9 protein-coding genes are annotated in these 11845 nt (G+C 53.2%); 3 read left to right on the top strand and 6 right to left on the bottom strand.

What is annotated here, in order from left to right; genetic code table 11:
- Nucleotides 1-380: 380 nt before the first annotated feature.
- Together FE848_RS16910 and FE848_RS16905 are read right to left on the bottom strand one after the other, a co-directional pair.
- Nucleotides 381-1076, bottom strand: a complete 696-nt coding sequence (locus FE848_RS16910) for an NrdJb (RefSeq protein WP_200205022.1) — start codon at nt 1074-1076, stop codon at nt 381-383.
- Between the two features lie 29 nt (nt 1077-1105).
- The gene (locus tag FE848_RS16905; RefSeq protein ID WP_227715420.1) at nt 1106-3250 is read right to left on the bottom strand and encodes an adenosylcobalamin-dependent ribonucleoside-diphosphate reductase; all 2145 of its coding nucleotides are present in this window, start codon (nt 3248-3250) and stop codon (nt 1106-1108) included.
- A gap of 608 nt (nt 3251-3858) precedes the next feature.
- Between FE848_RS16905 and FE848_RS16900 the strand changes: the two genes are divergently transcribed.
- Nucleotides 3859-4677 (top strand): DUF6160 family protein, encoded by an 819-nt coding sequence (locus FE848_RS16900; RefSeq protein ID WP_200205021.1) that lies wholly within the window; start codon nt 3859-3861, stop codon nt 4675-4677.
- A gap of 50 nt (nt 4678-4727) precedes the next feature.
- Here the strand turns inward: FE848_RS16900 and FE848_RS16895 are convergent, their stop codons facing one another.
- The 3 genes from FE848_RS16895 to FE848_RS16885 all read right to left on the bottom strand — a co-directional run bounded on the left by FE848_RS16895 (nt 4728) and on the right by FE848_RS16885 (nt 7478).
- The gene (locus FE848_RS16895; RefSeq protein WP_200205020.1) at nt 4728-5522 is read right to left on the bottom strand and encodes an ABC transporter ATP-binding protein; all 795 of its coding nucleotides are present in this window, start codon (nt 5520-5522) and stop codon (nt 4728-4730) included.
- Nucleotides 5523-5531: 9 nt separating this feature from the next.
- The gene (locus tag FE848_RS16890; protein ID WP_200205019.1) at nt 5532-6434 is read right to left on the bottom strand and encodes an ABC transporter permease; all 903 of its coding nucleotides are present in this window, start codon (nt 6432-6434) and stop codon (nt 5532-5534) included.
- Between the two features lie 69 nt (nt 6435-6503).
- Nucleotides 6504-7478: an ABC transporter substrate-binding protein gene (locus FE848_RS16885; RefSeq protein WP_200205018.1), complete on the bottom strand. Its 975-nt coding sequence runs from the start codon at nt 7476-7478 to the stop codon at nt 6504-6506.
- A 240-nt stretch (nt 7479-7718) separates the two neighbouring features.
- On the opposite strand from FE848_RS16885, the gene FE848_RS16880 reads away from it, so the two are divergent.
- Both FE848_RS16880 and FE848_RS16875 read left to right on the top strand, forming a co-directional pair.
- Nucleotides 7719-9386 carry an AMP-binding protein gene (locus FE848_RS16880; protein ID WP_200205017.1) on the top strand — a complete coding sequence of 556 codons (1668 nt, stop codon included), beginning with the start codon at nt 7719-7721 and terminating at the stop codon, nt 9384-9386.
- A 128-nt stretch (nt 9387-9514) separates the two neighbouring features.
- Nucleotides 9515-10006: a thioesterase domain-containing protein gene (locus FE848_RS16875; protein ID WP_200205016.1), complete on the top strand. Its 492-nt coding sequence runs from the start codon at nt 9515-9517 to the stop codon at nt 10004-10006.
- A 6-nt stretch (nt 10007-10012) separates the two neighbouring features.
- On the opposite strand, the gene FE848_RS16870 is transcribed toward FE848_RS16875, so the two are convergent.
- Complete coding sequence (locus tag FE848_RS16870) at nt 10013-11701, bottom strand: ABC transporter permease (RefSeq protein WP_200205015.1); 1689 nt, start codon at nt 11699-11701, stop codon at nt 10013-10015.
- Nucleotides 11702-11845 lie beyond the last annotated feature (144 nt).

Genomic DNA, 11845 nt, shown 5'->3' with positions numbered 1-11845 from the left:
GTTTCGTGGTTCAGATCTCAAATAGAAAAACACTGGTTGAATATACAGTCATCATTATCTAAATTATTGAGATCTTGGGTCTTTGGGTCTACTGCACTCAACTAAGGTCTGCCCAAACAGCGTATTAGACCGCACTCTTCGTTATTCAATATCGCGACTTCCACATTTCCACGCATCGCGATTACGTACTTCCTAAGCAAGCTACTCACAAAACTAGCCTAAAACCAACCAATTACAACCACGCTGCAGTGAAACTTCGTAATATCACCCCGCAATAACGAAGCGGTCACGCGATTACAGGATTGCGGTAGGTGAGGGCACAAAAAAAGACCCGAAGCGCAAACTCCGGGCCTTCCTGTTTCTCATGCTGCTGAGTTACTTCAGCCGCACTTGCTATCGCCACAAGACAAGCATGTGGCGCAACCATCCATCACAATCACCGCTTTAGTGCTGCATTTGCCGCACATGGTGGCGTTGGGTGGGAAGTCGCCAGCTTTGTCGTCGTTGGTTGCCTTGGCGTTATTGGCTTCAAACTCCGCACGCTTTTCGGCGAGAATGCGCTTGGTGGTTTCGCTCATCTCTTCGCTTTCCATCAGGCCTACAGCCTTCAGGTGCTTCTCGATTACCGCGCCAATTTCAGCCACCAGGGAGGGCATGAATACGCCGCCTTTTTTGAAGTAGCCGCCGTTGGGGTCGTATACCGAGCGCAGCTCTTCCACCAGGAACGTCAGGTCGCCGCCTTTGCGGAATACCGCAGAGATTACGCGGGTGAGGGCGATTACCCACTGGAAGTGCTCCATGGATTTGGAGTTGATGAACACTTCGTACGGCTGACGGCTTTCGTGGTCTGTGTCTTCGTTGAGCACTATGTCGTTAATGGTGATGTACATAGCGTGCTCGGCCACCGGCGGTTTGATCTTGTAGGTGGTGCCTACCAGAAACTCTGGCCGCTCGATGTATTCGTTCATTTTTACCAGTGAGGTTTCCGGCTGCGCTGCCGGCTGTTCGCTCGCTGAATCTGTGTCGGCTTTCTTTACCCGGTAGCCGACGATTTTGTTGCTGATTTTAACTGTCATGTCTCTATGTCCTGTGTCGGTATTCCGGATCAATATTTTCCGTAGGTGCCTTCTTTGAGTGCGTCAAACAGGTTGGCGGCGGTGTGCATTTCGCCATCGTACTCTACCTGTTCGTTGCCTTTCAGCTCTACTTTACTACCGTCGTCGAGGGTGAACTCGTAGAGGGTGTTTTCAAGGTCTTTCTCTTTTACCAGTACGCCCTGGAAGGCTTCCGGGTTAAAGCGGAAGGTGGTGCAACCTTTCAGGCCCATGTCGTAGGCGTAGAGGTAAATGTTTTTGAATTCCTGATATTCAAAGTCGGTCGGCACGTTCGCGGTTTTGGAGATCGACGAATCTACCCACTTCTGTGCGGCGGCCTGGATGTCTACGTGCTGTGCCGGGCTTACATCATCTGCCGTGGTGAAGTAGCTGGGCAGTTTTTTGTCTTCTTCGTCTGAGAAGGGCATGGCACCGGGGTTTACCAGGTGGCGGTAGGCCAGCAGCTCGAAGGAGAATACGTCGACTTTCTCTTTGGTCTTACGGCCTTCGCGGATTACGTTACGGGCGTAATGGTGCGAGAAGCTTGGCTCAATGCCGTTACTGGCGTTGTTGGCCAGGGACAGGCTGATGGTGCCAGTAGGTGCAATGGAGGTGTGATGGGTAAAGCGGCCACCTTTCTCAGCCAGCTTTTCAACCAGCTCTGGCTCAACCTTGGCGATTTCCTGCATGTAGCGGCTGTACTTGGCGTGCAGTACGCGGCCTTTAAGCTTGTCGCCGATTTTGTGGCCATCTTTGGCCAGTTGCGGGTTTTTACCCATCATTTTCGGGGTAATTTCAAAGTCGTCGTCCATGATTGGCGCAGCGCCTTTCTCTTCGGCCAGTGCCAGCGACTGACGCCAGCCTTCTACGGCCATTTCACGCACAACGTCTTCTGTGAACTGTACGGATTCATCAGAGCCGTACGGCATGCGCAGCATGGCAAGGGTTGAGCCCAGGCCCAGAATGCCCATGCCGTGGCGGCGCTTGTAGGTGATTTCGTGGCGCTGCTCAGGTAGGGGCAGGCCGTTGATTTCTACTACGTTGTCAAGCATGCGGGTGAAAATGCCCACAACCTTGCGGTACTTTTCATAGTTGAAGCTGGCCTTTTCGGTGAACGGGTAGTCCACAAACTTGGTCAGGTTCACAGAACCCAGCAGGCAGCTGCCATAAGGGGGCAGGGGCTGTTCGCCGCATGGGTTGGTGGCGCGGATGTCTTCGCAGAACCAGTTGTTGTTCATCTGATTGACCTTGTCGATCAGGATGAAGCCGGGTTCTGCATAATCGTAGGTGGAGGTCATGATGGTGTCCCAGATGAACTGGGCTTTCAGGGTGCGGTAAATGCGGCACGCTACCTTGCCTTCATCGTTAACCACATAGCCATCCAGTATCGGGAAGTCGCGGTATACGAACTGGCTTGGGTCGGTCAGGTCCAGGCCTTCTTCTGCTACTTCTTTCTCGGTTACCGGGAATGAGAGGTGCCAGTCGCTGTCGTTGCGAACCGCTTCAATGAAGTCTTCAGTGATAAGCAGGGACAGGTTGAACTGGCGCAGGCGGCCATCTTCCCGCTTGGCCTGGATGAAATCGATTACGTCCGGGTGGTGAACGTCGAAGGTTGCCATTTGCGCGCCGCGACGGCCACCGGCAGAAGACACGGTGAAGCACATGCGGTCGAAGATATCCATGAACGACAACGGGCCGGATGTGGTCGCACCGGCGCCGGCAACGTAAGCACCTTTGGGGCGCAGGGTAGAGAATTCGTAACCGATACCACAGCCAGCCTTGAGGGTGAGGCCTGCTTCGTGGTTTTTCTCCAGGATGTCGTTCATGGAATCCTGAACGGAACCAGATACGGTGCAGTTGATGGTGGAGGTGGCAGGCTTGTGCGCTTCAGCACCGGCGTTGGAGGTAATCCGGCCTGCAGGTATGGCGCCGTTCTTTAGGGCCCAGGCGAAGTTTTTCATTTGCTCGGCGCGAACATTTTTGTTCTCTACCTGAGACAGAGCAACTGCAACGCGGTGGTATGTGGCGTCGATGTCCTTGTCTACAGGTTCGCCGGTTTTGGTTTTAAGCTGGTACTTGCTGCTCCAGATGTCTAGCGACGTTTCCTGCATCGGAATCGTTGTAACCACTGCCTCTGCCTTAGCCTTAGCGTTCATTGCCACCCTCGATCTTTAATAATGTCTGTTGACTGTCGATGACACCCTTTCGGCGGTGCCATATCCCTGTAAAACCTTGCTAAACCTGCGCTTGTGCTCTTGATTTTTGCGCGGCATTTATGTTTTGCCGCTAAAACACTATATGTGGTGCTCGGGAGAGCCTGCAATAGTGCACCGGTACCTGATAACTACACCCGGGAAGCGGCTGCTTTAGGGGCTTTGGCCGCTAGTACGCTTGCTTTTGCGCAGGTTTGGTGTGAAGTAGTTGGCCCTATATATGGGCTTGTTGTGGGGTGAGTATAACAGGATATAGTGGTTTGTGAATTTAAGTGGGGCTATTGAGATGTGACTTCTCGCAAAGAAAATCAATGGGAAATGGCTTGCAAGAAATAAAAGTTCAGTAAATCCGTCGCTTGGGCTCTAAAAATCGAAATTACTACATGTTGTGATCAAAAAATGCTCTAGAGCGGTTGTTTTACTTAGTAATTACACACTGTTTGTGACTCCTGCACGTATTCAGATTGTATGTGTCGCTAAAGTAGCGATGTGGCGTCGAAAACCGTAGTGGCCCACAGGATGTGATAACGACTATAAAAAGGAAAAGAACAATGAAAGGCCTGAAACCTACATTGCTAGCGCTGTGTATTGCGGGGGTTACACCTGCAGCCATGGCTGACATACAGCGCCTGGATGATTCCATGATGGGTAACATCACGGGGCAGGCGGGCGTAAGTATTGAACTTGAAACGAAAATCGATATCGGCCGCTTCCTTTATTTCGATGAAGGTGCGCTGGCTATCGAAAACATCAGTATTGGCGGTGCCGAGCGCACGGATTTCTTCGGGTTTGGCGGGATTGCCGGGCCAACCGGTACAGATCGGTTGGACAATATCCGGATTGATATTGATGTGCTTGCGGATGGCGATGCGGCGATTAATATCGTGCCAACAAACTTTGCTGCGGTGGATTTTCGTATCACCACAGGTGCCTGGTATCTGGCTGCCACAGACGGAAGTAATAATTCCACCGATCTGATTGGCAACTTTTTTGCGGAGGGCTTGATGGGGCGTGGCTCTATTCACATTGATACAGCAACCGATGTGATGCGCTTCAGAACAGCTTTCGCGATTGAGACCATGGAGTTTGATGTGCCATTCCTGGCGATTGGTGTGCGTGGCATGCAAATCACCGGTGCCGATTACGATCGCTCTTTCCCCAGTCCGTTGGATCTGTTTGCTGAGGTGGATCTTTATATCTACGAAGGCGCTCGGTTCTCTAACGGTTGGTCGTCTTTGGCGATTGAGATGCCGTCGTTCCGGGCCGATATCGGGATAGATGAACTGATTGTTGGCCAGCAGTCCATAGGCAGTATTTTTGTGGATGACCTTGCGATTACCAATACGTCGATGCGTATCTACGGTCACTAAGGGTTGGTGCAGTAACAAAAAAGCGGGAGCTCAAGGCTCCCGCTTTTTTGTTAGCCGAGCAGTAAACTGTCGTCGTCTACCGTTAGGCCTCGCTGCTTTTCAAACAGTTCCAGAAGATCCTTCACTTCCAGGCCTTCCCGGTCTTTGCCTGCAATATCAAACACCACCTGGCCCTGATGCAGCATGACTGTGCGGGTGCCCACTTCCAGCGCCTGCTTCATGCTGTGGGTGACCATCAGAGCTGTCAGCTTTTGCTCGTTGATGATCTTGGTAGTGAGTTCCAGTACAAAAGCAGCGGTTTTCGGGTCCAGTGCTGCGGTGTGCTCATCCAGCAACAGAATGGCGGATGGAGTAAGACTTGCCATCAACAGGCTTACGGCCTGGCGTTGGCCACCGGAGAGCAGGCCCATTTTGTCGCCAAGGCGGTTTTCCAGCCCAAGGTTCAAAGAGGAGAGGCTTTCCCGGAATTTGTCCATGTACTGCCGTTTAACGGCGGTACTCAAGCCGCGGCGCTGGCCACGCTTTATGGCAAGCGAGAGGTTTTCTTCAATGCTAAGGCCTTCGCAGGTGCCTGCGAGTGGATCCTGAAATACTCGTGCTACCCGGCCCGCCCGTTTATGGGTTGGCAGTTTGGTAACATTTACGTTGTCGACCACGATAGTGCCGCTATCGACCAGAGTTTCACCTGCCAGAGCGTTCAGGAAGGTGGACTTACCGGCGCCGTTGCTGCCAATCACGGTAACAAATTCACCCTGATTCACGGTCAGGCTCATGCCTCGCAGTGCGGGGTTCTCCAATGGAGTGCCCTTGCCAAAGGTAAGCCGGAGATCGGTTGCGCTGATCATAGTGCCTCCTCAGGCCTTTTTGCTGGTGAGTTTGTTTACCAGAGAAGTGCGAACCCCAGGCAGCACAATCGCCAAGGTAACCAGCACAGCGGTAATCAGGTTCAAATCTTGCGCCTGCAGGCCAAGGAAGTCGGCGTTCAGGGCAAAGGCAATGGCCAGGCGGTAGATGATGGCGCCAACTACGCAGGCAATCAGGGCGCGTACAACGGTTGATGGGGTGATAACCGCTTCACCACCAATCAGCGAGGCCAGGCCAATAACAATTACACCAACGCCCATGGTTACATCTGCTGCGCCCTGGCTCTGGGCAAACAGGGCACCCGCCAGGCCAACCAGGCCGTTGGAAACGGCAACGCCGAGAATGATCATGGCGCCTGTGGCAATGCCTTGGGCACGGGCCATTCTGGGGTTAGCTCCGGTGGCGCGCATGGCCAGGCCGGTTTCAGATTTCATGAAGCGCCAGAGCAGAATAAGGGCGACAACAATCACGATCGCAAACAGCAATACCGGCACCTGATGGTAAGCGATGTCCAGCGAGTACCATGGGGTGAGTACGGTTTCTTCACCTAGCAGCGCTATGTTTGGCCGCCCCATTACCCGCAGGTTAATGGAGTAGAGGGCAATCATTGTGAGGATGGATGCCAGCAGGTTCAGGATGTTCAGTTTTACGTTGAGTATCGCAGTGACCGCGCCGGCGGCCATGCCGGCAAGAACCGCAGAACCGGTTGCCAGCCACGGGTTCCAGCCTTCCATAATAAGGACGGCTGCAACAGCTGCGCCAAGGGGGAAACTGCCGTCAACGGTCAGATCCGGGAAATCGAGTACACGAAAAGAGAGGTAGATACCGAACGCAACCAGACCATAAATAAGGCCAGTTTCGACTGCGCCGTAAAATGCAATTTCACTGAGCATGGGAAAGATTCACTGTGGAAGAAAAACGGGCGGGCCCTTTATACAGAACCCGCCCGTGTAAGTCAGGTGTTACTTGCCACTACTAATCACTTCAGCAGCTTCTGCGAGTACGTCGTCTGGCAGGGTGATGCCCATGCGCTCACCAGCTTCGGGGTTTACAAACAGGTTGAGCTTTTCCATGGTTTCTACCGGCATGCCAGCTGGCTTTTCACCGTTAAGGATGCGCACAACCATAACGCCGGCCTGACGACCGTGGTCGTAGTAATCAAAACCCAGTGCGGCAACAGCGCCACGGGCAACGGTGGCTGTATCGGCTGCAAATACAGGAATCTTGGCGCGTTCGCCTACTGAGATAACTGCCTCAGCAGCGCTGATCACAGTGTTGTCTGTGGTCAGGTAAATAGCATCGGCTTTGCCTACCAGGGAGCGCGCTGCACCGAGTACTTCGGAGGTCTTGGTGGCAGCACCTTTAACCAGAGTCAGGCCGCGGGCTTCAAGGCGCTCTTCAAGCAGTTCAATAAGAGATACTGCGTTGGCTTCACCGGGGTTATATACGGTGCCGATGCGCTTGGCATTCGGAACCATGCGCAGCAGCATGTCGATGTGCTTGTCGATCGGCAACATGTCGCTTACGCCGGTTATGTTCGCGCCGGGTTCTTCAACAGTTTTTACGAGTTTAGCGCCTACCGGGTCTGTTACGGCTGCAAACACTACCGGAATATTGCGGGCAGCTGCTGCAACGGTTTGTGCGGAGGGTGTTGCGATGGCCACAATCACGTCGGTGTTATCGCCCACAAATTTACGGGCAATCTGGGAGGCGATAGCGGAGTTACCTTGGGCGCTTTCGTGCATGAGTTTCAGGTTTTCACCTTCAATAAAACCCTGTGCAGCCAGTTCATCTTTAACACCCTGGTGAACGGCATCGAGAGCAGGGTGCTCTACAATTTGCGTAATAGCGACAACACGTGGCTCGGCAGCCAGTGAAAAACTTGCCAGTGCCATTAATGACGCGCCCAGCAGGGTGCGCAGTGTTTTCTTGGCCATATGCCCATCTCCAAGGTATTTTTGCGTTATATGCGGTTATTGAGGTGCGGGAGTTTAACACAGCCCCACCAGAGGGACACCAGAGCATGTTAACGTGGTGTTGGCTTGGTCAGATATACTCGGGTGAGTTTCTCTCTAGTTGGCTTGAGTCACGCTTTGCCGGGCCATAATGTGTTGAAATACCCTACTAAAGTCTAAATAATGCCCTTATAAATCAAATAACGAAAGCAAGGAAAATCCATGCAAACAAAAAATAAGCTTCCGCTGGATATGGTCTATCACTGGGAGGCTGCCAAGTCGAATTCCCTTTATATGACTCAGCCCATCGGTGATGGCAAGGTGGTGGAGTACACATGGGGGAGGGCCGTTGATGAAGCGCGTCGCATGGCGTCTTATCTGAAATCTCTGAACCTGCCAGAGAAAAGCCGCGTAGGCCTGATTTCCAAAAACTGCGCGCACTGGATTATGACCGATTGGGCGATCTGGATGGCTGGCCACATTTCCGTGCCTTTGTATCCAACGCTCAACGCAGACACAGTCAACTACGTACTGAACCACGCCGAATGCGATGTTCTGTTCGTAGGCAAACTGGACGACTGGGATATGATGAAACCGGGCGTTCCTGAATCTGTTCGCTGTATTTCTTTCCCCCTGAGCCCCCCCAACGACTTTGAAACCTGGGATGACATTGTTGCCAAGTATCCGCCTCTTGAAGAGAAGGTTCAGCGCGATGCAGACGAGCTGGCAACCATTGTTTACACCTCGGGCAGCACCGGAAAGCCTAAAGGCGTGATGTTGAGCTTCCGTAATATGGCATTTGCAGCCGAAGGTGGCATGGAGGTTCTGCAGGTTGGTGCCAATGAGCGCATGTTGTCTTACTTGCCGCTGGCGCACGTGTTTGAACGTACGTTTGTGGAGCTGGCGTCGTTGTACGCAGGCTTTCATCTGTTTTTTGCAGAATCTCTCGACACCTTTGTTGACGACATGAAGCGGGCGCAGCCAACACTGTTCCTTTCAGTGCCACGGCTGTGGGTGCGGTTCCAGCAAGGTGTTCTGCAGAAGCTCCCGCAGAAGAAGCTTAACAAGCTGCTGAAGATTCCTGTGGTAAGCAAGCTGATCAAAAAGAAAGTTCTCAAGGGGCTGGGCCTCGATAAAGTCAAGCTGGCTGGTAGTGGGTCTGCTCCGCTGGCCGGTGATGTGCTGGATTGGTATCGCAACCTCGGCCTGGAGTTGCTCGAGGGCTACGGCATGTCGGAGAACTTTGCCTATTCCCATATCAACAAGCCAGGGCGTTCCCGTACCGGTTATGTGGGCGAGTCCATGCCAGGAGTAGACACCAAGATTAGCCCCGCGGGTGAAATCCTGATCAAAAGCCCGGCAACTATGATGGGCTACTACAAGGATGAGGAACAAACCAAAGGTGTCTTTACCGAAGACGGCTACCTGAAAACCGGCGATAAGGGCGAAATCGACGAGATGGGCCGCCTGAAAATCACTGGCCGGATGAAGGAAATCTTCAAGACCAGTAAGGGTAAGTACATCGCCCCTGCGCCTATTGAAAACAAGTTGATGGCAAATCAGTCTATCGAATTGGTTTGTGTGTCTGGTGCCAACCAGACCCAGCCCTTTGCCATGATTCAGTTGGCCGAAGGCATCAGGCCCAAGCTTGGCGATCCGAGCGTGCGTAAGGAGCTTGAGGAAGAATTAACGGAGCTGGTTGAAAGGGTGAACAAAACTGTGGATCCCCATGAGCAATTGGCCTTCGTTATTATTGTTAGCGATGAGTGGAGTATCGAAAACAGCTTCCTGACACCAACGCTGAAGCTGAAGCGGAACGTGGTGGAAGACACTTACGAAGGCAAAGTAAACGAATGGTATGCGCAAAAGAAGAAGGTAGTTTGGCAGTAACGCATAATCCGTTTTGTTTTCAAATCAGGCCCGGCTCGCGCTGGGCCTGATGCGTTTTGGAACCGACATTGGTCGCATTGGGAAAGGCGAATGGCGGGCATAGAATTAACTCACATCAGGAGGGGGTTATGGCTCAGCTTTCCGCATTCCAACGGCGCATCCATGAGGAAATTCCACTTTCCCGCGCCCTGGGCATTGAACTGCATTCATGGGATGGCAGTTCGTTGCTTCTCAGTGCACCGCTTGCACCTAACATCAATCACCAGGGTACCGGTTTTGGCGGTAGTGTTTATTCGGTGGCCGTAACGGCAGCCTGGAGCCTCACGGAGCTTGCGCTGGCCGATCTTGGGTTGAAGGGAAATGTGGTGGTGCAGACAGGAAGTATTGATTACCTTGAGCCAGTGACCACTGATTTCTACGCCATTTGTCGCTTGCCAGGGGATGAAATTCCCGAGCGTTTCAGGAGGAGTCTGGCAAGGCATGGTAAGGGGCGTCTGGATTTGACCACAGAAGTGTTCTGCGGCAAACCGAACCCTTTGCCCAAGGGTGATCCGGTGGCGGTGTTTCAGGGCAGGTTTGTGGTTCAGGATGCCCGCTCAAAAGTAACACCGCAGCTTTGAGGTGTATCAGGCCATAGAGCGGGTATTGGAGATGGACCGGCTCATCAGAATGATTGGAATAATGCCGGCCAATACAATAATCAGGGCAGGTAGGGCGCTGTGGTACAGGCGTTCATCAGAGGCAAACTGATACACGTAAGTAGCCAGTGTTTCAAAGTTAAATGGCCGGAGTATCAGGGTGGCCGGTAACTCTTTCATGCAGTCCACAAACACCACCAGTGCAGCGGTTATAAGGGTTCCGCGTAGCATGGGCAGGTGCACTTTTACCAATGTTTTGCCTGGGCTGTTGCCCAGTGACCGCGAGGCCATGTCCATGCTCGGGGTAATCTTCTGCAGAGCACTTTCCACACTGCCGGCAGACACCGCCAGGAAGCGCACGGTATACGCAAACACAATAGCGAAGGCTGAGCCGCTCAGCAGCAGGCCGGTGCTCACACCGAAGTAATCCCGCATCAGGCTGTCCAGCCAGTTGTCAAAGCCCGCCAGGGGCACAATCACACCTACTGCCAGTACCGCCCCCGGCATGGCGTATCCCAGGCTTGAGAGGCGCATGAGCACCTGCATGCCACGGGTGTTGTGGAGCCTGCGGCTGTACGCAAGGGTTACGCCGATCAAAAGGGTGGTCAGGGCCGCGGTTCCAGAAAGGAATAGGCTGTTAAAGGTGTTGCGTACAAAATCCGGGTTCCAGCTTTCACCAAAATACTCCCAGGCATAAACGCCAAGTGTGACCCCGGGAATGACAAAGCCGAGCACTACTGGCACAGCGCAAACGGCTACGCATATCAGTTGTCGGGGGAATGACATGGTGAAACGGCGGATAGGGTCGCGGTTGTCTCGCGCTGCGAACTGTTGCTGGCGCCGGCGGGAATAGCGTTCAAGGGTGACCAGGATCACAACAAAGATGAGCATGGTGGTGGCTATCTGCGCGGCACCGCCCAGGTTGCCCAGGTTCATCCAGGTGTCAAACAGGCCTGCTGTCAGTGTTTGAACCGCAAAGAAGTCGACGGTGCCAAAATCGTTCAGTGTTTCCATCAATACCAGTGACAGGCCAACAGCAACGGCAGGGCGGGCGATGGGTAATACCACTTTGAAAAACGTGCTCAGCGCTGAGTGGCCAAGGCTGCGGCTAACAGCAAACAAGGAGGGCGACTGTTCCAGAAAGGCGGCGCGGGCAAGAAGGTAAACGTATGGGTAAAGCACAAGGCCGATCATTAACGTGGCCCCTTCCAGACTGCGGATTTCCGGGAACCAGTAATCCGCGGCGTTGGTCCAGCCAAAGATATCTCTCAGAGCACCTTGTACGGGGCCAGCATAATCCAGAAGGCTGGTGTAAACATAGGCAATAACGTACGCAGGCACGGCAAACGGCAGCAGCATGGCCCATTCAAAGAACTTGCGCCCCGGGAATTCGCACATGGTGACGGCCCAGGCGGTTGAAAGGCCGATGACCAGAGTAATGGCACCTACTCCGGCCATGAGTTTAATTGTTGTTACAAGATAGCGGGGGAGTGTGGTGTCCAGCAGGTGTGGCCAAATATTCTCTTCAGGGAAGAAGGCCAGGAATATAACAGAGAGAACCGGTAGTGCGACGATGGCTGTGGTGAGTGCGGCGCTGAACAACCAGCGGCGTGAAGTGCGCTTTGCCAGCAGGGGCTGGGTAAGCCCGGGGTTAACGCTGGTCGCAACCTCGCTCATAGGGTTCCTGTTAACAAATAAAGATGGAATAGGGTTTAACGTTGAAGGGTAGGGATTGTAGTCAGCTCAAATAGCCGCTGCAATGATTGGTGTCATTTGGCTGGTCGATTTAAAGGTAAAGCGAGGGTGGTTGTTTGTGCCACC

It is taken from the genome of Marinobacter sp. 1-3A (genome assembly GCF_016597775.1).
GTDB classification, from domain to species: domain Bacteria; phylum Pseudomonadota; class Gammaproteobacteria; order Pseudomonadales; family Oleiphilaceae; genus Marinobacter; species Marinobacter xiaoshiensis.
The sequence above is the reverse complement of the archived record's forward strand: the minus strand, read 5'-3'. Positions and strand labels throughout refer to the sequence as shown.